The sequence below is a fragment of the Variovorax ginsengisoli genome (genome assembly GCF_030811835.1).
GTDB classification, from domain to species: Bacteria; Pseudomonadota; Gammaproteobacteria; order Burkholderiales; family Burkholderiaceae_C; genus Variovorax; species Variovorax ginsengisoli_C.
The window spans coordinates 110,203-134,170 of the sequence record NZ_JAUSRO010000018.1 but is presented as its reverse complement, the minus strand read 5'-3'; the positions used below and the strand labels follow the sequence as shown (position 1 = coordinate 134,170).

The 23,968-nt window shown below is 66.7% G+C and carries 21 protein-coding genes and 1 pseudogene; 7 read left to right on the top strand and 15 right to left on the bottom strand.

The annotated features are described in order from the left end of the window. Positions 1–43 precede the first annotated feature (43 nt). From J2W36_RS23585 to J2W36_RS23570, 4 genes are read right to left on the bottom strand one after another with little or no spacing between them, the layout of a single operon-like run. On the bottom strand, positions 44–988 hold the full coding sequence (locus J2W36_RS23585; protein ID WP_307692215.1) for a PDR/VanB family oxidoreductase: 945 nt from the start codon (positions 986–988) through the stop codon (positions 44–46). Continuing rightward, entirely contained in the window at positions 985–2,295 is a 1,311-nt protein-coding gene (locus tag J2W36_RS23580) for an amidase (RefSeq protein WP_307692214.1), read from the bottom strand. Before J2W36_RS23580 ends, J2W36_RS23585 begins: the two co-directional genes overlap by 4 nt. Continuing rightward, entirely contained in the window at positions 2,292–2,906 is a 615-nt protein-coding gene (locus tag J2W36_RS23575; RefSeq protein ID WP_307692213.1) for a zinc-binding dehydrogenase, read from the bottom strand. The genes J2W36_RS23580 and J2W36_RS23575 overlap by 4 nt, the downstream gene beginning before the upstream one ends. Then, positions 2,903–3,670 carry a class II aldolase/adducin family protein gene (locus J2W36_RS23570; RefSeq protein ID WP_307692212.1) on the bottom strand — a complete coding sequence of 256 codons (768 nt, stop codon included), beginning with the start codon at positions 3,668–3,670 and terminating at the stop codon, positions 2,903–2,905. The genes J2W36_RS23575 and J2W36_RS23570 overlap by 4 nt, the downstream gene beginning before the upstream one ends. 44 nt (positions 3,671–3,714) lie before the next feature. Between J2W36_RS23570 and J2W36_RS23565 the strand changes: the two genes are divergently transcribed. Then, entirely contained in the window at positions 3,715–4,662 is a 948-nt protein-coding gene (locus J2W36_RS23565; protein ID WP_307692226.1) for a LysR family transcriptional regulator, read from the top strand. An 87-nt stretch (positions 4,663–4,749) separates the two neighbouring features. On the opposite strand, the pseudogene J2W36_RS23560 reads toward J2W36_RS23565, so the two are convergent. From J2W36_RS23560 to J2W36_RS23525, 8 genes and pseudogenes are all read right to left on the bottom strand, one after another. Continuing rightward, a pseudogene (locus J2W36_RS23560) lies at positions 4,750–5,829 on the bottom strand (ABC transporter substrate-binding protein); the annotation flags it as partial. A gap of 20 nt (positions 5,830–5,849) precedes the next feature. Further along, on the bottom strand, positions 5,850–7,058 hold the full coding sequence (locus J2W36_RS23555) for a YlbE family protein (protein WP_307692211.1): 1,209 nt from the start codon (positions 7,056–7,058) through the stop codon (positions 5,850–5,852). Continuing rightward, positions 7,055–8,671: an ATP-binding cassette domain-containing protein gene (locus J2W36_RS23550; RefSeq protein WP_307692210.1), complete on the bottom strand. Its 1,617-nt coding sequence runs from the start codon at positions 8,669–8,671 to the stop codon at positions 7,055–7,057. The genes J2W36_RS23555 and J2W36_RS23550 overlap by 4 nt, the downstream gene beginning before the upstream one ends. Then, the gene (locus tag J2W36_RS23545) at positions 8,668–9,627 is read right to left on the bottom strand and encodes a branched-chain amino acid ABC transporter permease (protein ID WP_307692209.1); all 960 of its coding nucleotides are present in this window, start codon (positions 9,625–9,627) and stop codon (positions 8,668–8,670) included. Before J2W36_RS23545 ends, J2W36_RS23550 begins: the two co-directional genes overlap by 4 nt. Next, positions 9,624–10,493: a branched-chain amino acid ABC transporter permease gene (locus J2W36_RS23540; protein WP_307692208.1), complete on the bottom strand. Its 870-nt coding sequence runs from the start codon at positions 10,491–10,493 to the stop codon at positions 9,624–9,626. The genes J2W36_RS23545 and J2W36_RS23540 overlap by 4 nt, the downstream gene beginning before the upstream one ends. Beyond that, positions 10,490–11,128: a hypothetical protein gene (locus J2W36_RS23535; RefSeq protein WP_307692207.1), complete on the bottom strand. Its 639-nt coding sequence runs from the start codon at positions 11,126–11,128 to the stop codon at positions 10,490–10,492. Before J2W36_RS23535 ends, J2W36_RS23540 begins: the two co-directional genes overlap by 4 nt. Positions 11,129–11,159: 31 nt before the next feature. Further along, positions 11,160–12,530 carry an aromatic ring-hydroxylating dioxygenase subunit alpha gene (locus tag J2W36_RS23530; protein ID WP_307692206.1) on the bottom strand — a complete coding sequence of 457 codons (1,371 nt, stop codon included), beginning with the start codon at positions 12,528–12,530 and terminating at the stop codon, positions 11,160–11,162. Positions 12,531–13,239: 709 nt separating this feature from the next. Beyond that, positions 13,240–13,410, bottom strand: coding sequence for a hypothetical protein (locus J2W36_RS23525; protein ID WP_307692227.1), 171 nt, complete (start codon positions 13,408–13,410; stop codon positions 13,240–13,242). 265 nt (positions 13,411–13,675) lie between these two features. Here J2W36_RS23525 and J2W36_RS23520 point away from each other — a divergent pair, with 265 nt between their 5' ends. From J2W36_RS23520 to J2W36_RS23500, 5 genes are all read left to right on the top strand, one after another. After that, positions 13,676–15,145, top strand: coding sequence for an aldehyde dehydrogenase (locus J2W36_RS23520; RefSeq protein ID WP_307692205.1), 1,470 nt, complete (start codon positions 13,676–13,678; stop codon positions 15,143–15,145). 48 nt (positions 15,146–15,193) lie between these two features. Then, positions 15,194–16,678 carry a carotenoid oxygenase family protein gene (locus J2W36_RS23515; protein WP_307692204.1) on the top strand — a complete coding sequence of 495 codons (1,485 nt, stop codon included), beginning with the start codon at positions 15,194–15,196 and terminating at the stop codon, positions 16,676–16,678. A gap of 94 nt (positions 16,679–16,772) precedes the next feature. Beyond that, the gene (locus tag J2W36_RS23510) at positions 16,773–17,960 is read left to right on the top strand and encodes an MFS transporter (protein ID WP_307692203.1); all 1,188 of its coding nucleotides are present in this window, start codon (positions 16,773–16,775) and stop codon (positions 17,958–17,960) included. Between the two features lie 221 nt (positions 17,961–18,181). Then, positions 18,182–18,841, top strand: coding sequence for a glutathione S-transferase family protein (locus J2W36_RS23505; RefSeq protein WP_307692202.1), 660 nt, complete (start codon positions 18,182–18,184; stop codon positions 18,839–18,841). Positions 18,842–18,888: 47 nt separating this feature from the next. Continuing rightward, complete coding sequence (locus tag J2W36_RS23500) at positions 18,889–19,314, top strand: GlcG/HbpS family heme-binding protein (protein ID WP_307692201.1); 426 nt, start codon at positions 18,889–18,891, stop codon at positions 19,312–19,314. 20 nt (positions 19,315–19,334) lie between these two features. Here J2W36_RS23500 and J2W36_RS23495 read toward each other — a convergent pair whose 3' ends face one another. Next, the gene (locus J2W36_RS23495) at positions 19,335–20,270 is read right to left on the bottom strand and encodes a LysR family transcriptional regulator (protein ID WP_307692200.1); all 936 of its coding nucleotides are present in this window, start codon (positions 20,268–20,270) and stop codon (positions 19,335–19,337) included. 159 nt (positions 20,271–20,429) lie between these two features. On the opposite strand from J2W36_RS23495, the gene J2W36_RS23490 reads away from it, so the two are divergent. Further along, complete coding sequence (locus J2W36_RS23490) at positions 20,430–21,497, top strand: porin (RefSeq protein ID WP_307692199.1); 1,068 nt, start codon at positions 20,430–20,432, stop codon at positions 21,495–21,497. Here the strand turns inward: J2W36_RS23490 and J2W36_RS26635 are convergent. Beyond that, positions 21,467–21,652, bottom strand: a complete 186-nt coding sequence (locus J2W36_RS26635; RefSeq protein WP_370869377.1) for a ParB N-terminal domain-containing protein — start codon at positions 21,650–21,652, stop codon at positions 21,467–21,469. The two genes, J2W36_RS23490 and J2W36_RS26635, sit on opposite strands and share 31 nt — an antisense overlap. Positions 21,653–23,208: 1,556 nt before the next feature. Beyond that, positions 23,209–23,925 carry an RNA polymerase sigma factor gene (locus J2W36_RS23485; protein WP_307692198.1) on the bottom strand — a complete coding sequence of 239 codons (717 nt, stop codon included), beginning with the start codon at positions 23,923–23,925 and terminating at the stop codon, positions 23,209–23,211. Positions 23,926–23,968: the final 43 nt, after the last annotated feature.

Below are 23,968 nucleotides of genomic sequence, written 5' to 3'. Positions count from 1 at the left end.
GAGCTTGCTCGCAGCGATGCTTCGCAACGTGTCTAAAGGGTATCTAGAAGTCCAGCACCAGATCGACGCCGAGGGTGCGCGACACGCAGGTACAAATCACCTTCCCGCCCGCCTTCTCGGCGGCGGTGAGCGCATGGTCGCGATGGTCGGGCAAGCCTTTGATCACCGGGGTCATGCACATGCCGCACTCACCACGTCGGCAGTCGTAGAGCGGGTCCATGCCGGCAGCGAGCATAGCGTCGAGGATGGACTCCTGCGCTTGCACGACGATCGTCCGCCCGCTGGCGCGAAGCTCAAGGCGGATGGGCCGGTCGCCGCTGAGTGCCACGGCACCATTGAACGCCTCGAAGTGGACTTGGTCGTCCGCCCATCCACGGCGCCGGGCCGTGTCGACGACATCGGCGATAAGCGAGGGCGGGCCGCAGACATGGACATGCCGGTCAGCTGCCGGGTCGGCAAGGATGGCGGCGACGGGCATGCGGGCGTCCGCGCCCTCTTCGCTGCAGTACAGCACCGCGCCGGGCAGCGCCGCGACCTCGTCCTGGAACGCCATGCGGCGGCGCGACTTTGCGGCATAGTGCAGCTCGAACGGGCGCCCGGCTGCGCCGAGTTCCCGCGCCATCGACAGGATCGGCGTGATGCCGATGCCGCCGGCGATGAGCACGTGGCCCGCGGCGCTGTCGCTGAGCGCGAATTCGTTGAACGGGCCTTCCGCATCCACCACGTCGCCGGTAGCCAGGGCGTGCATCGCACGCGAGCCGCCGCGGCTGCACGGGTCCAGCAGCACCGCCACTTCGTAGCAGTCGCCCTCGGCGCCGCGGCCGACGATCGAGTATTCACGCGCGCCGCCGCCCGCATCGGCGGGCAGCGTGAACTTGAGGTGCGCGCCGGCGTTGCACGGCGGCAGCGGATGGCCGTCCGCGGCGGCGAGGCGAAGGCGACGCACGCCCTCCGCGACGAGGTCGGTGGTCTGGACGATGAGTTTCATGAGGGTGTGTCGAGCACGGTGTGAACGCTGGCCGCGAGCGCCAGCAGCGCCCGCTCCTGATGTTTGCGGCCCACCAGTTGCACGCCGATGGGCATGCCATGGGGGCCCCGGAGGCCGGGGACGTTGACGCAGGGCAGGCCGAGCAGGGTCCAGACCCGGCTGAACACCGGGTCGCCGGTCGCGTCCAGGCCCCGAGGCGCTTCGCCCGGCGCGGCCGGCACCAGTAGGGCATCGACGTCGGCCATCAGCTCGCGCGCGACACGCCGGCCGGTGGCCGCGCGCGACTGCGCCGCCAGGTACTCGGCCTCGGTCACGGCCTGCCCCTTCTCGAGCAGTTCGCGCAGGGGTCGGCTCAAGGCCGCGGCGTGATGCTGCAGCTCGAACGCCAGCTCGCGCACGGCCTCGTACGCCATCACCTGCATCTGGTCGTCGGCGAGGGTGGCCTGTTCGTCGGGGAGGCGTTTCCCGATGAGCTGCATGCCGCTGGCCTGCAGCCGCTGCACCGCCTCGTCGAAGGCCGCCTGGCCATCGGGCTGCGCCTGGGACCATTCGTGGGTGTGCAGGAAGCCGATGCGGCAGGGGGCGGCCGGCCACCGGTCCAGCGGCGCGTAGGCGGCGCCGAGCAACGCGCAACGCATGAGCTCGAGGTCGTCCGCGGTCCTGGCCAGCCAGCCGAGCGTGTCGAGCGACGGCGACAGGCCCTTGACGCCGCGCAGGTCGAACACGCCATGCGTTGGCTTGAGCGCGAACACGCCGCAGTACGACGCGGGCCGGATCAGCGAGCCGGCGGTCTGGCTCCCGAGCGCCAGCGGAACCATGCCGGAGGCGACGGCCGCGGCCGAGCCGCTCGACGAGCCGCCGGGCGTGCGCGACGCGTCCCAAGGGTTGGTCGTCTCGCCCGGCGCGAAGTAGGCGAACTCCGTGGTGACGGTCTTGCCCAGGATGGTGGCACCGGCCTCGCGCAATCGGGTGACGCACGCCGCGTCGTGCGTCGGCTGATGGCCGGCGTAGATCGCTGAACCGTAGCCCGTGGGCATGTCGGCGGTGTCCATCAGGTCCTTCACCGCGACCGGGATGCCGGCAAGCAGCCCGATGTCGCGCCGATCGAGGTCGCCGTCGAGGGCATCCGCCCACCGGCGGGCGGATGCGTCGCCCAGCACCTTCCACGCATGAACCGTGGGCTCGCGGACGGCGACGACGTCGAGCGATTGCTCGAGAACGGCGCGCGCGCTGGTCGAACGGCCTGCGAGTTCTTTTCGGATGCGTGTGGCGCTCATCGGCAGGATCGGGTTGGAAGAGGCGGTCATGTTCTGGGGGTTCCTGGCATGTGGGGGTGGGCCGGGTCGATGCCCGGCCCGGCGGTGTCGAGCCGGATGGCGCCTTGCGCCCACAACGCGGTCAACGCCGCCATGATGGGTTCGGCCATCCGGAACGCATGGTCTGGCGACCAGAAGGCGCCCTGCAGGGTGCCACTGCGAAGCAGCAGCGGCTTCACCGGCAGCTCGGCCGCCAGGGCATCGGGCGGTGCCATGGCGAGCAGGCGTCCGTGGCGTGCCAGGGCGCGCATGCTGCGCTTGAGCAGATCAGCGTCCGCGATGCCGGCGATCACGTCGGCACCGCCGTGCTCGCGGACGATGTCGACCCACTGGCTCTCCTGCAGGCTGACGACGTCGTCGGCACCGGCGCGCCGCACGGCGTCGAATTGCGAGCGGGTTCGCGTCAGCGCGACGACGTGCGCCTGCGCCGCCTTCGCGAGCTGGATGCACGCCGTGCCGATTGGGCTGGCCGCATCGAGGACCAGCACGGATTCACCGGCCTGCAGCTTCGCGCGATGGTGCAGTGCGAACCATGCGGCGGGCCAGTCGCGCGCCAGTGCGGCAGGCGGCGCCGATGTCGGCATCCCGGTCGTTCCGCTCATTGCAACTGCGCCACGTAGGGCGCGATGAGCGGCTGGCACTGGAACCAGCCGAACACTGGCGTCCCGATCTCTTTGGCGATGCCGCGCGCCACGTCGGCCGGGAGCACCCTGGGGACTCCCGCCGCCTCCGCCAGCAACTGGATCTGGCAGCTGCGCTCCATCAGCACGAACCACCACACGGCTTCGTCCACCGTCTGCCCCACGGCGAGCAGCCCGTGGTTCAGCAGGATGGCCGCCTTGTGGTTGCCCAGGCTTTGCGCGATGCGGCGGCCCTCGTCGAGGCCCACCACCAGGCCGCTGGCCTCGCCGTGCAGCACGTGGTCTTCCGACACGGCGCACACGTCTTGGTTGATCGGCAGCAGGCGGCGGCCGAGGGCGGCCCAGGCCGTGCCGTACACCGGATGCCCGTGGACGACGCAATGCACATCGGGGCGGGCACGGTGGATCTCCGCGTGGATGGCGAAGGCAGCCGCATTGATCGGGCTGCCCTGCACCACCTCGCCCGAATGCCGGACCAGCGTCAGGTCTTCCGGCCGCATCGATGCATACGGCAGCCCGAAGGCGTTCACCCAGAAATGGGCCGACAGGATCGGGTCGCGAACGCTCAGATGCCCAGCCACGCCGGTGTTGAGCCCCAAGGCGCCCACCAGCCGGAAGGCCGCGGCGAGCCGCACCTTGACGTACCGGCGCGCTTCCTCGGTGGCCCCGAGTGGAGGCGGCACCCGGCTGGCCTGGAACTTGAAAGGGTTGACCGATTCCGTCATGGCCCGTCCTTGCGGCCTGTCACCATTCCGACATACTCCCGCCCATGAGCCAAGAACCGGCCCAAAGAGCCATCAGCGAAAGCAGCGCGGAGCTGCGAGCCCCCGACTTCTCTCTCCGCCAACTCTCGTACTTCGTCGCCGTCGCCCGCCATCAGTCGCTGCAGAAAGCGGCCGACTCGCTGCACGTCTCGGCGCCCGCCGTGTCTGCGGCCATCGCGCATCTCGAAGAGGTGCTCGGCGTGCAGCTCTTCCTGCGCCGGCACGCGCGCGGGCTGGTGCTGACCGCTGCCGGCAGCGCCTTCGCCGTCGAATGCCGCAACCTGCTGCTGCAGTCCTGGGAGCTGGGCTCCGGCCGCCTGGCCGACGCCCGGCACGTCCAGGGACAGGTGCATCTGGCCTGCCTCTTCTCCTTCGCGCCCTACGTGCTGCCGCCGCTGATGCGCATGGCAACCGAGAACCTGCCGAAGGCGCGGCTGCACTGGTACGAAGGCCACCACGAATACCTGCTCGAAGGCCTGCAGACCGGCGCCTTCGACCTGGCGCTGACGTACGACTTCGAGGTCCCTTCCGGTATCGAATGCATCGTCATCCGGCCGGCACCGCTGCAGGCCGTGCTGCCGCCCGGCCATCCGCTGCTGCGCCGGCAGCATGTGTCGGTGCGCGACCTGGCCACCGAGCCGCTCATCCTGCTGGACACGCCGCGCACCCGCAACTACATGCTCTCGGCCTTCAGCGCGGACGGCGTCGCGCCGCGCATCGCGCACCGCGTGAACACCATGACCATGCTGCTCGGCCTGGTGAACAACGGGCAGGGCTTCTCCCTGCTGAACTTCTGCCCGCCGAACACGCACTCGGTCGAGCTGAAGTCCTCGTTGCGTGCGCCGAACCTGGTGCTGGCGCATTCGCACAGCTACCGGTTCACACGCGCTTCCACCTCCATCTGCGAGATGGTGACGACGATCGCGGAGCATCTGGCGTTCCGGGCCGATTGAGGGCGTTGCAGATCGGGCGGGCGGGGCCGACTTCGCCGCGCCGGCCAGCTCGAACTTGCCCGCCTTGACGGTCAGCATCACCACGCTTTCGGGGCGGGTGCCGAAGTGGTCCTGCGGGCCATAGCTGTAGACCGCGGTCACGCCGGCGTAGTCCTTGGTCGCCTCGATGGCGTCGCGCACGGCCACCGGGTCCGCGCCGGCCTTGCGGATGGCGTTCACGATCAGCATGGCGGCGTCGTAGCCGTTGCCAGCAAAGGTCGCCGGTGGGTGGCCGAACTTGGCCTCGTACTCGCTGACGAAGCGGGCGACCACGGCCGTCTGCGGATCGCTCGAAGCGAGCGAGTCGGTCACGTACAGCTTGCTCGACGGCACGAAGATGCCGTTGGCGGACTCACCGGCGAGCCGCAGGTAGTTGAAGTCGTTGGCCGAGTGGGCCATGTACAGCGGCGTCTTGATGCCGAGCGAGCGATGGTTCTTGGTGGCGATGGCCAGGCCGGGGCCGGTGGCCCAGACCACGACGGCCTGCGCGTCCGACGCGCGGATCTTCGTGAGCTGCGGCGTGATGTCGGTGTCCGCGTTGCCGAAGGTTTCCTTGTTGACGACCTCGATCTTGTAGTCGGGCGCGAGCTTCACCAGCGAATCGCGGCCGCTGGTGCCGAAGGCCACGTCGGAATGGAGCACCGCGATCTTGGTGATGCCGCGTGCCTGCATGTCCTTGAGCAGCGCGACCTGCACGACGGCGTCGGTCAGCGGTGCGAGGAACGAGAAGGTCTTCTGCTCCGGCGGCAGCACCACGGCGCGGGTGGCCGCATTGGCCACCATGGCGACCTTCGACTTCTCGACCGTGTCGACGATGGCGAAGGCAGAGCCGCTGCTCATCGGGCCGATGATGGCCGTCGCCTTCTCCTGCTCGATGAGCCGCTTCACGCCGGACACCGTCTTGGTGTTGTCGCTCTCGGAGTTGACGTTGATCAGCTGCACCTTGCGGCCGTTGATGCCGCCCTGCGCGTTCACCTGGTCGACGGCGAGCTGCGCGCCTTCGAGTCCGGGCTTGCCGAGGGAAGCGGCGAAGCCGGAGGTCTCGAGCAGGCCCCCGATCTTGATGTCCTGCGCATGGACGACGGCGGCGGTGAGCAAGGCAGTGGCGAGCGCGACGATGTGCTTCATGGGTTTCTTTCGTGGTTGGATCAAGGGTGACCAAGTGTGGAATGCAGGCCTTCCAGCGCACGCTGGAAGAGTTCGGGTGTCGAGGACCAGAGGCCGCCGCCGATGCGGCCGCGGCGCCCTTCGATGTCGATGATTCCGAGCGCGACGATCAGGTCATGGCCGGACGCCACCGCCTGCCACGCCGCGAGCCCGACGCGCGCCTTGGAACGCTCGAAGGCCGGGTGCGGCGCCATCAGCAGCGCGCGCGCCCGTTCGGCCGGCTGGTGCGACAGGAAGTCGGCGAAGTTCTCGCGCTGCAGCGGCGAATGCTCGAAGCCCATCGCGCCCAGGCCCGAGGCCTCGATGAGCGCGCTGTCGCCGATGGCCGGCAGCCGCTCTTCCGCGGTGACGCCCGCATCGAGCCTCCCGACCGGCGGACTCGACGGCAACGTCACCCAATGACCGGGGCGGCCCGCCAGCTGGATGCCGACATGGTGGCCGTTGGCGCCGAGCGCGCTCACCAGGCTGCAGCCCTGGATGCCCTCGGCGCCGGCGAGCATGCACTTCGTCGCGGCCATCCAGAGGTTGAGGAAGAAGCTCGGCGATGCGGCGAGGAAGTCCGTGACCATCGTCGGCCAGGCATCGCCCGCTGCCAGCGTTTCGACAAGCCGCCCGGTGGCCGCCGCGGTGCGTCCGTGGAGGTCGTCGCCCATCGACAGCGCGAAGTCCGCGATCGGGATGAGCGCGGTTCCACGCCGGCAGCCGGGCCGGATGGCGTCCGCGAACGCGCCGTTCAACCACCGCAGGTGATCGACCACGTTCGGCGTGGGCAGCCCGAGCCGGAGCGCGGGACCGTTCCCGCCGTTGAGCGAGGAGAAGGCGCGCCGGTCCGGGCGGTTCGCGTCGTGGACGACCTGCACGCACTGGCTTGGCGACAGCACGGAGGCCAGCGGCACGGCGCAGCGATGGTCCTGCGCCGCCGCGAGCGCGATGTCGCCCGAGCGCAGGCGCTGCAAGGCGTCGTCGCGGTCTGCGGCCCAGCCCTCGAACACCGCCGCGGCCGCGGCCGAGTTGAGAACGGCGGCCGACACCGATGCCAGCGCCTCAAACGGCGGACCGGCGTGCAGCAGCGTGCGTGCGGGAAAGTCGAAGGCATCGCCGGCCGGCACGAGATCGACCAGGACCGGCACGACCTTCACCAGCGCATCGAAGCCCGCGGCGTCCGCCGGGTGATGGTGATGAATGCTCATGCCGCCACCTTCATCGGCGTGTCGTCTTCCGCGCCGGCCGGCTCCGACTCCCAGCCCAGATAGGCCTGCGTGATGTCGGGGCGGTTTAGCAGCTCTTCGCTCGCGCCGTTCGCCACGATGCGGCCGTTGACGAGGATGTAGGCGCGGTCCGCCACCTGCAGCGCCGAACGGGCGTTCTGCTCGACCAGCAGCACCGTCATGCCGCGCGCCGCAAGGCGCACCAGCGATTCGAGGATCTCGCGAGTGACCTGCGGCGCCAGGCCGAACGAGGGTTCGTCGAGCATCAGCAGCGTGGGCCGGTTCATCAGCGCGCGGCCGATGGCCAGCATCTGCTGCTCGCCGCCGGAGAGCGTGCCGGCCTGCTGGTGCAGCCGCTCCCGCAGCCGCGGGAAGAAATCCAGCACCTCTTCCATCACCGCATCCATCTCGGCGCGGGCGGGGCCGCGGGGCCAGAGCAACTGTGTGAGGCCCGTCAGCCGCATCCGTGCATAGCGGCCCATCAAGAGGTTGTCGTGCACGGTGAGTGCCGCGAACAACGCGCGCCCTTCCGGGGCCAGGCTGATGCCGGCACCGGTGCGCTGTTCCTTCTTCAACGGCGCCAGGTCCTTTCCATCGAACCGGAGCGCGCCGCCGTCGGGCGTCTCGGTGCCCGCGATGGCGTTCAGCAAGGTGGACTTGCCTGCCCCGTTCGCGCCGATGAGCGCGACGATCTCGCCTTCGCGCACCTCGAGGTTCACGCCGTCGAGCGCGGTCAGGCCGCCGTAGCGCAGGCGCAGACCGTCGACGGCCAGTACCACGGGCCGCACCCGCGCGGGGCCGGTGGTGGACCGGGCGCCGCTCAGGTCGGTGTTGCCCAGGTAGGCCTCGACCACCACCGGGTCCTTGCGCACGTCGTCGGGCGCGCCCTTGGCGATGACCCGCCCGTGGTTGAGCACCACCATGCGTTCGGCCAGCCGGCTGACGAAGGCCAGATCGTGCTCCACGAAGACGACGGTGGTGCCCTTGACACGGATGCGCGAGATCACGTCGGCCAGCACGCGCTTCTCCAGCGTGTTGAGGCCGGCCGCGGGCTCGTCGAGGATCAGCAGTTCGGCGCCCGTCGCCAGCGCCCGCGCGATCGACAGCAGGCGCTGCTGGCCCGCCGTGAGCAGCGCGGCATTGGCGTTCCCGAGACGTTCCAGGCCCACGACCTGCAGCTTCTCCATGCCCGTGGACCACAGCTGACGGCCGACCTCCGCCGCGCGGCCGAAGCCCAGCAGGCCGGAGAGGATGCCCGACTGCGCATGCGCCACGCCCGCCGCCATGACGTTCTCCAGCACCGTCATCTGCCGCAGCACTTCGGCCCCCTGGAAGGTGCGCACCAGCCCACGCCGGTTGACCTGTTCGGCGGCGAGCCCGTCGATGCGTTCGCCCTTGAAGGTGACGGTGCCCGTGTCCGCCGTGGTCGAGCCCGACACCACGCCCAGCAGCGTCGACTTGCCGGCCCCGTTGGGGCCGATGAGTGCGAGGATCTCGCCGCGCCGCACGTCGAAGGACACGTCGCCAAGCGCCTGCAGCCCGCCGAAGCGGCGGCTCACGCCCTGCACGTCGAGCAGGATGTTTGCGTTGTTCATGCGTCGCTCCCGGCCCGGCGGCGCGCGCCGCCGGACAGCCTGTCGAACAGTTGATGGAGACTGGCGAGCAGGCCTTGCGGGCATCGCACCATGACGAAGACCAGCAGCACGCCGTAGATGACCACGTCGAAGCGCCCGAAGGGCTTGAGGGCCTCGCTCGTGATGACGACGAAGAACACGCCGAACACCACGCTCCACAGGCCGGAGAAGCCGCCGAGCGCCACGATGAGCAGCAGCCGCACCGAATAGCCGACGTCGAACGGCCCTGGGCTGATGTAGCCCAGCCAGTGCGCATACAGCGCGCCGCCGAAGCCCGCATAGGCGCCACCCAGTGCCATCACCTTTCGCTTGAGGCTTGCACTCGCGATGCCGATGGAGCCGGCGACGGCCTCGTTCTCGGCGACCGTGCGCATGGCGAAGCCAAAGGGCGAGCGCACCAGGTTGCCCCCCAGCACGATCGCCAGCAGGCAGGCGGCCCAGGCGATGCAGAACATGGCCGCATCGGAGCGCAGGTCCAAGCCCAGCAGTTGCAGCGAGGGCACGTCCGCCAGGCCGTCCTGCCCGCCGGTGAGGCCGCGCCACTCGACCATGCCGACGTGGATGATGATGCCGAAGGCCAGCGTGGCCATCGCCAGGTGGTGGCCGCGCAGGCGGAACACCAGCCACCCGATGCACCAGGCCGCGAAGGCGGAGAGTGCGGTCGCCAGCGGGATCGCCAGCCAGGGGTTCAGGCCCAGCGACTTGCACAGCAGCGCCGAGGCGTACGCGCCGAGCCCGACGAAGGCGGCGTGGCCCAGCGATATCTGGCCGGTGTAGCCCATCAGCAACGACAGGCCAACCGCAGGCAGCGTCGTCATCGCGGCGACGACGCACAGGTTGACGAGGTAGGCATTGCCCGATGCCAGGACCAACGCCAGCAGGATGACGATGGCGGGGATGACGAACTGCTTTTTCATCGCTTCACCGTGTCCATTTCTCCCAGGATCCCGCCGGGTCGAAGGAAGAGGAAGCCGAGCAGCACGACGAACGCGATGGCGTTCTTGAAGCCCGAGCTCAGGTAGCCCGTGGACAGCGACTCGAGACTGCCGAGCACGAGCCCACCGAGGGCCGCACCGATCGGATTGCCAAAGCCGCCGATGATGCAGGCCACGAAGCCCTTGATGCCCAGGAACACGCCGGTGTCGTACTGCATGAGCGCCACCGGCGCCACGATCACGCCGGCGATGGCACCCACCAGGCTCGAAAGGAAGAAGCCGACGGCGCGCATGGCGGTGTTCGGGATGCCCATCAGGCCCGCGGCCTTCGGGTTCATCGCGCAGGCGCGGAACGCCTTGCCGATGTAGGTCTTGGTGTAGAAGACATAGAGGGCGAGCATCAGCGCGGCGGCGCAGCCCAGCACCCACAGCGCCTGCGGCGGCACCGTGACACCGCCCATGTCGATCGGCGTCTCACCGGAGAACGCGGGCAGCGGTTGCGCGTCGGTGCCCCACACGATCACGGCGATGCCCTGCAGCGCCACGCCGATGCCGATCGTGATGATGATCCCGCGCATCACGTCCGAGCCCGCGGGGCGGATGGCGATGCGTTCGATGGCGATGCCGAGCAGGCCGACCACCAGCACCGACACCAGCAGCGCGACGGGCATCGGCAGGCCCAGGCCGATGAGCCCGACGGCGCCGAGCGCACCGAGCATCGACATGTCGCCCTGCGAGAAGTTGACGATGCCGGTCACGTTGTAGACCGCCGTGAAGCCCACGGCGACCAGGCCGTAGATGCACCCGACGACCAGGCCGGACGCCAGGTACTGGAGGAACTCGGTCACAGCGCGCGCCCGGGTGCCTGGCCCTGCATCCAGGTTTCGGAGAAGGCGAGGAAAGCCGTGCTCTTGCGGGTGCCGGCGAAGTCGCGCTGGACAATCTTGCCGTTCAGGCGCCGGCCGTTGACCGTGACATGCGCGTCCTCTGCATCCAGGAACAGGCTGTACATCTGGTGCTCCTTGGTCGGCCCGGCTTCCACCGGCATGTCCACCGCATAGGGCGCGCCGAGGCCTTCCCAGGTCATCACGACCTCGAAGTCGTTGGACTTTACGATCTCCTGATAGCGCGAGCGCGTGTCGCCAGCGCGGCTGATCTCGGTGGCCAGCAGGTAGCTGATGGCGCCGAGCCCGCTCGACACCTTGAACGATGCGAACTTCGAGAAAAACTGGTCGACCAGGAAGCGCGCCAGCGTCTCGTTGTCGCTGATGCAGAAGTTCTGCACCGCCGGCAGGCCCTGGGCCACGTTGGGCTGGTCGAGCAGCAGCACCCCGCTGCCCATGCCGTACGGCGAGTAGACGATGCGGAAGAAGGTGGCCAGCCCGGTCCACGGGCCGTCCTGCGTGTCCTTCAGGTATATGCCCGGGTTGTCGCCGGTCCAGTCGACGCGGCCCGGATGGATGGGGGATGGGGCGTGGGTCATGGGTGAGGCTCTTTCTGGAAGGCGTTGAAGATCAGGAAACGGTTTCGCGCTGCGCGTCGACATAGGCGCGGATGAGCGCATGCACCTGGGCATCGCGGTCGGCGGCCTCGTGGTGCGCGCCCTTCACGACGATGTTGGTGATGGCCTTGGCGATTTCGCGCAGCCGTTCGGCATCGGCTTGCGGATCGGTGGATTCGGCGGCCGGGATCTGGACGACGGTGTCGTGCGCATAGGTCGGCACGAGCCCGCCAGAACGAACCGGCGACAGCGTCGGCGCCTGCCCCTCGGCCACGCGCTTGATCTGGCGGCGCAGCAACTGGCGGAGCATGGCCACGCCCCGGTCGCAGCGCGTCAGGTTTTCCATCTGATGGACCGCGATGGGGCGCTGCGAGACCTGGGCGTCGAAGTCGCCCGGCATCCGCTGGCGGTCTTCGTACGGCCGGTCGCCGTTCTGGCCGAAGAAGTCGACCGACTCGACGCCGCAGAGGCTTTCGTCGGCGATGCCGCGCGGGTCCGCCTCGGGATGGAAGTGGCGCCAGCCGATGATGCGGCAGGTGGTGTTGTCCACCGGCGTGGTCCAACGCGTGATGGCCACGCGGCTGAATGCCTTCGGCTCGGCACCGTCTTCCCAGATGTGGCCGACCTGCGCCAGGTTCGGAAGAAGGATGTCGTTGGAGCGGACCCACACGTTGTCGCCCCAGCGGCGGGTGGTGACGTAGACCATGCCGGTCGGCGTGGGCACGAAGTCCATTTCCGGCAGCGCGCCCCACACCTCGGCGAACTGCGTGAAGCTGATGCGCGTGTGCAGGAACACGGCGTGCGCCGGGTCCATGACGTTCTCATGCACCTGCAGCCAGTTGCACGGGTAGGTGATGACGTAGGGCACCAGCCGATCGCCCTCGCGCTCGTACGAGTCGTAGATCGGGAACTCGGGTTTGAGCGCCGGCGGGCCGAAGTAGCCGAAGATCAGGCCCTTGTATTCGATGACCGGGTAGGCGCCGTGACACACGTTGTGGCGCAGCGTCGACTCCGGCGGGTCGCCGGGGGTTTCGAGGATCGTGCCGTCCACGCCGAACAGCCAGCCGTGGTAGCAGCAGCGCAGGCCTTCGTCCTCGCAGGTGCCGAACTCGAGCGACGTGCCGCGGTGGCTGCAGTGCAGCTCCAGCAGGCCGGGCGTGCCGCCCTTGGTGCGGAACAGCACCAGCGGCTCGCCGAACATGCGGACCTTCTTGGGCAGCTCACCGAGTTCGGACGACAGCGCAATTGGCTGCCAGAAGCGCCGCAGGTATTCGCCGGCCGGCGCATTGCCTTCGACGTGCGTCAGCTCCGCGTCTTCCGTCGTGGACTGCTCGCGCTCGTAGGCGGAGTACGGCTTGATCAGGATGGTCTTCTTCGTCGTCATTCATCGCTCCGTGGGCGGGCGCCGCCGGGGGTCTGCGGCATGCGATGAATGCTAGAAAGCTTGATCCAGATCAACAATTCACAACGAAGCCTCATCGACTTCGGTTTTTCCGAAGTCGTGGGGCGCCTCGCACCATCCCGGTGACTCGGACGCTGGCGCGGGGGCGACATGCCCGAAATCGTGCAACTGCGGCTTCTAGACACTCCCGCGGGACGCTCAAACCTACAGGGCCACGGGCACATAACACAGATGACCGCGTTCTGCACGCCCCATCGACCACGACGGCGACGGCTCGTAGCGCTCGTCATGCAAACGCGCGAGTTGCATACCCTGCACGACGAAGGTCTGCTGGCCCACGGATCTTGATATACGACAGTTGCTTGCGATCCACCGGATACTCGATGCCGAAGATCGATCCAATGTCCGCGGTCGACTACCGCTCCGTCTCAACGGAGCACGCAGCGTCCAGTGCTTGGATGGTGAAGAGGCGGCGCGCCAGCCTCCACCGCAGGCCGTGTTGCCCGGCTGTAGGAAACCACAGATGCTGGCCGAGCACTGTGCGCCCCATAGACGGCTTGCGCATTAACTCTGACCCACGATGTGCGGCCACTCGCCGCAGTTCTTGCGCCAGCCCGATGAAGCGGTAAGGTTGATGAACTGGGACTTGCGGCATAACCCAGTCCAAGTTTTTATCCGCACCCTCACTGGCTCAGTTTCCGGTCGGCGCCAACACACCCTGGGCCAGCGGCAGCGCACGCGAGCAGTTGATGGTGCTCGTGGCACGCCGGCTGTACGCCTTCCACGCGTCGGAGCCAGACTCACGGCCACCGCCGGCTTCCTTGTCGCCTCCGAAGGCACCGCCGATCTCGGCAGCTGCCAATAGGTCTCGCTAGATCAGCCGAGCCCGAAGGCCGCATGACTTGATCGGATGCCAAAGGTATTGATATCGATGATGCAGTGCATCACTCCAAACTATTTTTCCGGGAGAACACGAGTGCGTAAGGTTCATCCGTTACGCATCTTTGTCTAACGCGTGATTTCATGCTGCGGCATCGCTCGCTCCTCATTGGCCTGCAAATAGCGGCGAGACGAGGGCGAAGGATGCAAAGCACCGTCCGACCTACCGATCTTGCGAGCGAGCTTCAATGAGTGAGACAAAGACCATATTTATGTTGATCGATGGCAAAAATGCAAGCGCTGCGAGTGGCGCGACATTCGAGCGCCGGAACCCTCTGACCGAGACAGTCGCCACGGTTGCCCCCGCAGGCAGTGCCGATGACGCACGCACTGCTGTGGATGCGGCTGCAGCAGCTTTCCCCGCCTGGGCGGCCCTGGGTCCCGGAGCGCGTCGGGCGCTGCTGATCAAGGCCTCGAATGAACTGACCGCACGCGCCGATGTCTTTCACCGTGCCATGGCCCGCGAAACCGGCGCCTCGGCGTCGTGGGCGGGCTTCAATGTCCATCTCGCTGCAAACATGCTTCTGGAGGCAGCAGCACTCACCACACAAGTGAGCGGCGAGACTATTCCGTCAGATGTACCCGGTAGCCTCGCGCTCGCCCAACGAGTGCCAGCCGGCGTGGTTCTCGGCATCGCCCCCTGGAATGCGCCGGTCATCCTGGGCGTCCGATCCATCGCGCTGCCGCTGGCATGCGGCAACACCGTGGTCCTCAAGGGCTCGGAGCTGTGTCCGGCCACCCATGGCCTCATAGGCGAGGCGCTCCAGGCCGCCGGCCTGCCCGCAGGCGTCGTGAATTTCGTGACCAATGCGCCGGCCGACGCAGCAGCCATCGTGGAGGCCATCATTGCGCACCCCGCGTTACGCCGCGTCAACTTCACGGGCTCCACCAAGGTGGGGCGGATCATTGCCCAGGTCTGCGCCAGGCATCTCAAACCGGCGGTTCTGGAACTCGGTGGCAAAGCGCCCCTGGTCGTGCTGGCGGATGCGGACATCGATGCCGCTGTCGACGCGACCGTCTTCGGCGCCTTCTCGAATTCGGGGCAGATCTGCATGTCCACGGAGCGAATCGTCGTGGACGAGTGCATCGCGGACGACTTCGTGCAGCGCCTGGCAGCCCGCGCCGCGGCCCTGCCGGCTGGCGATCCACGGGATCTCGCCGGTGCCCCCGCCGTGCTGGGTTCGGTGGTCGACCGTGCCACGGTGGAGCGCTGCAATGCGCTCATCGACGATGCCGTGGCGAAGGGCGCGCGCGTCGTCTGCGGTGGCAAGGCCGAGTCGCTGATCATGTGTGCGACCGTCCTCGACCATGTGACGCCGCAGATGCGGATCTACCGCGAAGAGAGCTTCGGCCCGGTCAAGCCGGTGGTGCGGGTCCGGGGCGACGAGGCGGCCATTGCCTGCGCAAACGACAACGCCTACGGCTTGTCGGCCGCCGTGTTCAGCCGGGACATTGCGCGCGCCTGGAAGGCGGCGCAGCGCATCGAGTCGGGCATATGCCACATCAACGGCTCGACCGTGCACGACGAGGCGCAGATGCCCTTCGGCGGCGTCAAGGATTCCGGCTACGGCCGCTTCGGCGGCAAGGCGGGTATCGACGCGTTCACCGAGCTGCGGTGGATCACGGTACAGATGGCGCCACGTCACTACCCCTTCTGACGGAGCGCCCTGCGAAATTTCAATTCAAGGAGACATATGAAGAACACCATGCAAACGACGTCCGACCTAAGAGGACACCTCTTCCCGGACACACGCGTCTTCACAGGCTATGCAGCGCCCGTCCGCATCGAAGGCGAGGTGCACGATCTCGAAGTCGTCGGGACCATCCCGCGAGAACTCGATGGCGCTTACTACCGCAACAGTGCCGACCACGCGCATCCGCCGCTGTTCGACAACGACATCTTCCTCAACGGCGATGGCATGGTGCACATGGTGCGCCTCGAGAACGGTCACGCGGACCTCACGACGCGCTACGTGCAGACCACCAAGCTGAAGCTCGAGCGAAAGGCGCGGCGCGCGCTGTTCGGCGCCTACCGCAATTCGTTCACCGACCTGCCCGAAGTCGCAGGGCAGGACAACAACACCGCGAACACCGCGGTGATGTGGCATCACGGCAAGCTGTACGCGCTCAAGGAGTCGGGCCGGCCCTACGAGCTTGATCCTCTCACCCTCGCCACGCTCGGCGAACGCGACTTCGACGGCCAACTCCAGAGCAAGACCTTCACCGCGCACCCGAAGTACGACCCCGAAACAGGCGAGTGCATCGCCTTCGGATACAACACTCAGGGCGTGGCCGACAAGCGCATCGAGGTCTACACCATCGCGGCCGATGGACACTTCACTCGCACCGAGGCCTTCGAGGCACCGTACTCCTCGATGGTCCACGACTTCCTGGTGTCGCGGAACTACATTGCGTTCGTCATCTGCCCCATGGTCTGCGACTGGGAACGCGTCCAGCGCGGCGAGCCCTACTGGCACTGGGACAGCACCAAGAAGACGCAGATCGCCATCTTCTCCCGTCAGGAAGGCGTGAAGTCGATCCGCTGGTACACATGCCCCGTCGCCGCAATGCAAACCCACTCCTTCAATGCCTGGGAAGAGTCGATCGAGGGGTCCACCGTGCTGCACCTGGACCATTTCGTGACGGGGTCCGGATGGCTCAGCCAGTTCCCGGACATCCACGACCCCGACGCGCACGAGCGGCCGCCGTTCGGCGAGCGCTGGTCGTTCAACCTCTCGGACGGGCAAGACTGGTTCGAGATCCGGCGGCTCATCAACCATGTCGGCGAGATGCCGGTCATCGATCCGCGCTATGCGATGCGCCGCGCGACACAGTTCTACTTCGGCACGAGCAACACGGCCCTGGGTCCGATGCTGCCGCTCGGCCCCAAGGGCCCGCCGTTCACGTGCCTCGGCCACTACGACGAGACCCGCGACACCTTCGACTTCTATTACGCCGGCCCGGACTCCTCGCCGGAGGAGCCGTACTTCGTGCCGCGTTCGGCCGACGCGCCCGAAGGCGACGGCTGGCTGATGTGCATGGTGGGCCGCCGCGCCGAGAACCGGACGGACTTGGTGATCCTCGACGCGAAGAAGCTGAGCCAGGGCCCCGTCGCGACCATCAAGTTCCCGTGCCGCGTGCATGAAGGGTTCCACGGCACCTGGGTAAGCGCCAAGGCGCTTTCCTGGTAGGCAGCGCGACGCAGGAGACCGGCGCACTGGATGGTGCGACGCCGGTCACGCCTGCGCAGATCGACGGTATTCAAGAACTACAAGGAACGAGACAATGTCAAAACCTGTTGGCACCGGCGGCAAGGCCGTCCTCACGATCGGCCACATGGCCGGAATGATCGATCTGGTGGCGTTGCCGCTGTGGGTCGGTGGGCTGATGCAGTACTATCACTTTGCGCCCGAGCAGGCCGGGCTCACCGTGACGGTTTTCCTGCTCGGCATGATGGCGTCCAGCGCGGTCCTGGCCCCGCTATTCAACCGCCTGCCGCGTCGGCAGATCGCTGCGGTGGGCTATGCGGTGGCTGCGCTCGGCTTTGCAATCATCGCCCGTCAGCCGGTCGGCGTGGGCAGCTTGAGCACCATGGCGTTGCTGCACGGGATGGCCGGATTGGGCGCCGGCAGCGGGCTGTCGCTTGTCCACGGCTCCATGGGCCGCACCGACAACCCGCATCGGCTCTTCGCCTTGGTGAACCTCGCGGCGGCGGTTCTCGGGATCATCGTGTTCGCGACCGTGCCCGGATTGATCGCGCGCCATGGCGCCTCCATCCTCTTCATCGTACTGTCTGCAGTGATGGGCGTGGCCGCGCTGTTCTCGGCGCTGGCCTTTCCTGATGTTGGTGGCGCCGACGTGCCGCCTGCTGCGGCACAAATCGAACCCACTGCGGACCGCGTGTCGAAGCTCATCTGGGTACCCATCGTGGTGGTGATGTGCCTGACGTTGAACCAGGCGATGATCTTCGCGTTCGTTGAACGGATCGGTGCGGCGCGAAGCTTCACCCCGGGCCAGGTGCAGATGACGCTGGTCTGGCTCGGGTTCGTCAACCTGGTGCCCGGTCCGCTGGCCGCCTTGCTGCAGAAGCGGCTGTCGCCCATGAGCGTGGGTATCGTCGGCCCCCTCTGCCAAGGGCTCCTTGCACTGACGCTGTCGAACTCGACGTCCTTCCTGCCCTACGCGCTGGCCACGGCGGTGTATGTCTCGGTCGTGATCTTCTCGCACACGTTCCTGTTCGGCCTGCTGTCGAGGCTTGACCCCAGCGGTCGGGCCGTGAGCGCGACCCCCGCGATGACGATGATCGGCTCCTGCCTCGGGCCGGCGCTGGCGGGCTTCGTCGTGGCCGGCGTCGGCTACCAGGCGCTTGGCTACGTCGCCTGTGCCGTCGCTGCCGTTGCAGCCCTTCTGATGCTTTGGCTGCGCATCCATCTGCGCGGGGCGACGCGCGAGAACCGGCATCTCTTTGCCTGAAGGTCCGTCATGGCTTGTCTGGTGCGCGTTCAGCGCCGTCCCTTCGAGACCGAAGCCCTTCCAATGCCGGAGGCGCAGCACCGAACCATGGGGCCACGGCCTTCCGGGATCTGACACCGATCTTGCTGTCCGGAGACGCAGCTGCAGTTCGAGCGCGCCGCGTGCTCGACCGACTCATACGACTCGAGCGTCAGACCGGTGACGCTCCAAGGAACTGATCCATGACCATTTTGTACGGCGATCTCCGATCACGCGCGCACCGCGTTGCCTGGATGTTGAAGGAGCTCGACCTTCCGTTCGAGCACGTGCCCACGCATTTTCTCGACGGCAGCACCCGCCAACCCGAGTACCTGCAGATCAACCCGAACGGACGCGTGCCGGCACTGCAGGACGGCGATTTCAAGCTGTTCGAATCGCTGGCCATCAACCTGTATCTGGCTCGCAAGCACGGTGGCCCCTTGGCGCCGGCCAACCTGCAGGAAGATGCACTGGCCATGCAGTGGGCGCTGTGGGTAGTGTCGGAAGTCGAGAAGCCCCTGCTCTTCGCCGCGGCGAACCTCTTTCTCTTTGCTGAGCACGAGCGCAACGCCGACGAAGCTGCCATGGCGATGCGCAAGCTCGGCCGCCCTTTCCGGGTGCTCGATGCGCATCTGCGCGACCGCCCCTATCTGCTGGGCGATCGCTTCACGGTGGCCGATCTCAATGTGTCGTCGGTGATGACGCTCGCGCCTTTGGCAGGCATCGACCTCGCCGAATGGGCCGTCATGCAGGAATGGCTGATGCGCTGCCTCGAGCGCCCGGCAGCCGCCGACTGGAAGCCGATCAAGTTCAGGATTCCGCGTCCGCCCACGCCGCTGGCGGTGCTTGAATCGTTCGTCTAACCGCTGGCCTGCCTCTGCAAGGCCATACCCTTTCAACCTGAAGTTCCATGACCATCCTCACCCTCGACCAAGCCAACCAGCTCGTCCATGCGGCCCTCGCACGTTCCCGCGAGGCGGGGTACAAGCCCATGGCCATCGCCGTGCTGGACGACGCCGGTCACCTCAAGGCCTTCCAGCGCGAAGACGGTGCCAGCATGTTCCGCTTCGACATCGCGCGGGCCAAGGCCTGGGGCGCGGTCAGCATGGGCGCCTCCAGCCGGACCCTGGGCGAACGCGCCAAGAGCAATCCGAACTTCTTCGTGTCGCTGGCTGCAACGGCCGACGGAAAGTTTCTCCCACAGACGGGTGCCCTGCTCATCCAGGACGCGTCGGGCCTAGTGCTCGGCGCTGTCGGTGCGAGCGGCGGCACCGGCGATGAAGACGAGGAGATCTGCGCGGCCGGCATCCTCGCAGCAGGGCTGCGCGCCGGATAGCGCGCGGCATCGCGCGCGCTTCAGGCGGGCGCATCCGCCGCCGCGGCAGGCGGCGGGTTCGCGCTTTCGAGGAGCATACGGCGGAACCATTGGTGCGCCGGGTCGTTGTCCAGATGCGGCGGCCAGCACATCATCGCGACGAGCGTCGGAATCTCGAACGGTGGCGGTACCAAGCGAACTGGCAGATAGCGCGCGAAGTGCTCCGCCATGCGGCTGTGGATCGTGGCGATGCGGTTCGTCCCGATGATGAGCAACGGCAAGGTGCTGAAGTTGTCGACGCCGATCTCGACACGCCGCTGCTTTCCGTAGCGAGGAAGAAACCATCCTTCGAAGGTGACGGCCCGGTCGTCGCCGAAACGCACGGCGACGTGGCTCATGGACATGTACTCGTCGAAGGTCATGGTGTCGGTGACCAACGTGTTGCGTGCGCAGACCAGGCAGACTTGGTCGTCCGTGAACCAGCGCTGCTTGGTGTACGTCAGGCGCTCCATGTACTGCTCCGGCATCACCAGCAGGTCGATGCTGCCGCGCTCGGACAACTCGAAGACGTCCTTCGGGGGCGTGCGAATGTCCACCGTCAGGTTTGGCGCGATCTTGCTGACGCGTTGCAGGGCGTCCGCGAGCATCACGGTGGTCACGTAATCCGAAGCGCAGACGGTGAAGCGTTCCGTCGCCGTGCCGGGATCGAACTGAGGCGTGGCCGAGATCGCAGCCTTCACGCTGAGCAGGCTTTCGCGCACCGGTTGAACCAGCGTCTTCGCCAGGGGCGTGAGCGTCAACTGACGTCCGACCATCACCAGCAGTTCGTCACTGAAATAGTCGCGCAACCGGGCCAGGGAACCGCTGGCGGCCGATTGACCGATGTGCAGGCGCTCGGCTGCACGCGTCACGTTCTTCTCTTCGAGCAAGGCATCCAGAACGACCAATAGATTCAAGTCGAAGCGTTCAAAGCGCATGAGTCCGTGTCTCGCAGGTATTGCCGATGGCGATGGAGACCATCGGCATAAATTGTTTTTCTATCAAGCGGGTTCCATCGAGAGTTCGGGCGTCCAGTCACGGTACCCCAAAGCCGTTGCCGACTGGACGCATTCTAAAAAAGAAGACCGGAGACAACCATGAGAACCAGATATTTCGCCATCCTGTTGGGTTTGAATCTCGCGCTAATGGCCTGCACCACGCAGGCCCAGGTGCAGCTCTACGGCACGGTCGACGCCTCCGTCGGCACCGTGTCCGCCCAACCACCCGGCGCGCCCAACGCGCCGATCACAAAGACCACCGGGGTGCATAGCGGCACCCTACAAACCAGCTACTTCGGCATGCGCGGGAGCGAAGATCTCGGCGGCGGGCTCACCGCGAGCTTCGTGCTCGAAAGCTTTTTCCGCGTCGACAACGGCGCGTCCGGGCGCTTCGATGGCAACCCGACCTCCGCGGGGGACCTCATGTGGTCCAGGCAGGCGGTCGTCGGGCTCGCGGGGCCGTGGGGGGAAGTACGTCTGGGCTCTAACGACAACCCGATGTTCGTGACAATGCTGCTGACCAACGCCATGGGCACCAACTCAACGTTCTCGCCGTCGTTCCGGCAGTTGTTCAACACCGGCGCCCGCGGCGTGCTGGAAGCGGACACCACGATTGTCAACTCCGTGCGCTACACCTCGCCGCGCCTCGGCGGCGTCGAGTTCAATGTCGAGGGGTCACCCGACGAAGGCCGCGGCTCGCCCAACTATGCCGCCAACGTCATCTACGTGGACGGCCCCTTGCTGCTGAGCGCCGCCACGCAGCACGTAGGCTACGCGCCGCCGCCGGCCTCCACAACCTTGCTGGTCGCCCCTTTCATGCCACTCGACACACGGCGGGACCAGACCACGCACATGCTGGGCGGCGCCTACGGCGTCGGTCCGGTGCGCGTCTTCGGCCAATACGCGCGCGTGCGGAACGACCGCACGGGCACCACCGACAAGATGCCCGATGTGGGCGTGACAGCCTGCTGGGGCAACGGCGAACTGCAGATGGCGGTCGGGCAGGACAAGACGAGCGGAAGCTTGACGGCCCGGCGGACCACCAGCACGCTGGGCTACGTCTACGACCTGTCCAAGCGCACGGCGCTCTATGCATTCGCGATGGCCGACAGGGTCAGCGCGGGAACGGCCAAGAGCTACGTGGTGGGCGTGCGCCATCGCTTTTGAAAACGGGGCGGCTTGGAGTGCAACGCCATCAGGCGGCGGCCACCAGCGATCACGCCGAAACGGCCCGTGGCGCGCTTCGTCTTGCCTTCCTCGGCCACCACACACAACGGGTTCAAAAGGCCTTCGGCTTCGATCAGCGCAGCGAGTTCAGGGATGTGACTTCACTGACACGCCAGGTTCCTAGATTCAGAGCCCTCCAAATGAGGGTTTTGTTGGCATCGGCCTCTTGCCCGTAGCTGGCCGCCGTTTTCCTGAGTTCTTCGCCCGGTGAGATGCGGCGACCCCGAGGACGGGGGAGCAAGGGGGTAGCATTCGCAACGCGCCCAGCGTTATGAACACCCCCTTGCAGGCAAAGCCGGCCCATGCCAGCAGGGGCGCAAATTCAACGGAATAGAGCGAAGGACGAGGGAAACGGCTGTCTTCGGGACAGCGGGCAGATGGCAGACAGAGCCGCCGCGCGGTGAGCGCCACATCGCGCCGCAGGACGCGACAAATCAGGGCTGCTGGAGGTCTGGTTTTCAGGGAGGTGCGGCGACGCCGCGCGCGGGACGTTATGCGCCCGCTGACTTGGGCTGCGCACGAACAGTGTGATACCGTCGCCGCCCTTCAGGGAGTCACGGATGAAAACAGGGATGCTCTCGGCGCGTGCTGTACGGGGATCCACGGCACCGTGCGGATCGGCGTGGCCGGAGCGACCAGCTATCCAGAAGTGCCGTCACGACAACTCGAGGTTTTGCTTTGAAGCCGCAGACGAAGCGATCACCCTGCACAGCAGGCCGACGCTTGCCAGCGTCGTACCGTCAAGCGATCCCACTCGATAGGCTGCCGAAATACGCGCGACGCTCCCCCCGCGTCCGATTGGCTACCGGCCTCAACGGACAGCCAAACGGGACCAGTGGCTGATAATGCCCATGCCCCAATCGACGGTATCGAGCGCAGGTCGCGATAGGCGGTTGAGAGCCGCAGTTTTGAATTTGAATCACCCGTTGCTCCGTGTTCCGCCAGGTAGAGCGACGGTCCATGCACGCTCGCGACAGCGCCGCGGGCATGGGATATCGAGCTTGGTTCCCCAGCTCGATTCACCCCTCCAGCCCGTCTTTGCAACGATCACGACGCCGCCAGATCATGCTCAACATGAGCACCACACCGACTCCCTGCATCGCGCCCAGGGTGATAAGAACTTCCTTCATGGCCCGAACCCGAATGCGATGGAGAAATCATCGATGTGGTGCAGGAAACGGCCTCGTAGTCGTAACTCGGAGCAGCACTGCATGCCGGTGATCAAATCGTCGGCCCCACGGACGCAGCTAACGTAGCTCATAGGATGCAACATAGCCTTCCGCTCTTCCTTATTTCACTTTGGGCTTTTCCGCTGCAGAACAACCACAACAGCCAGCAAGATCTGTGCACGCAATAGCTCGTCGGCATTTGTTGCATACCGCGCGGAGTATTCAACGGGTCGTTGCACGCTTCGCATGCGCTTGAAGCGCGCTCGACTGCGGTGGCACTCTGCACAAGACGCACGTCTAAGCGATGAGGACGCGTCCGACGGATACGAACGGCAGTCCCTGAATTCACCACATTTCAGGCCCACCGGCGCCGGGCCTAAAGACAGAACATCAACAACGTTCTCGCCTCGATGGTCGCAGTGCCACATGTCAGTCCGATTGAAAATTCTCGGGAGCGATCCCTCGCGGTTGATGCGGAATATTCAACTGGATATTGATACGCGGCAGATCGCGGACGAAGGATGTGGGCGCCAATCGCCACTGCGTTGCCGCGCCGACGCGGTGCCCCCTGAGGCAGCCCGCCACCGCCGCGAAAAACCACGCCTCGTTCGACTGACCCCCCCCATGACGACCTGACCCGTTGCTTCAGCACAATGGTCCAGCGCTTGGCGCAACATCGTGTCCACGCTCGCGAGCGAAATGTGACAGCCATCCGCGACCTCCTGGCGAGACTTCTGCTCGACACGCAAAGCGACCAGCACGTAGCGATGCCGGTGCGGCAGGCGCTGCATCGCATGCTCGACAGCCCTCAGATCCGATCGCAGTTCAGCAAGCAGGTGCGGACCGGGCGCGGGATCGACCAAGTGCTCGAGTTCAGCTTGGTCTAGGTGGAGCGATGAGCGATCGCCGCGCAGCTGATCTGTCGCGGCGTTGCAAGCTGCACGATAGATATAGGCTTCGGGACATTGCACCGCTCCCGAAAGCGTTACCTGCCCGAGCCGTAGCCAGGTCTCGTGCAGACATTCGCTCGCGAGGTCGGGACAACCCAGGCGCCGCATCAGACGACGGTGCAGGCCCGCATAGTTTCCTAACAGGAAATCACGCAGGGTGATGGTGGGTCCGTTGCCGACAAGCGGCCCCTCGGCAACGTCGTCGATGGCATGGGATGCGCTTGTGCAATGCGCCGCGTTTGGCTTCATGACGGATCGACCTCCGATGTTCAGCTGCGATCGGCCGCGCTAA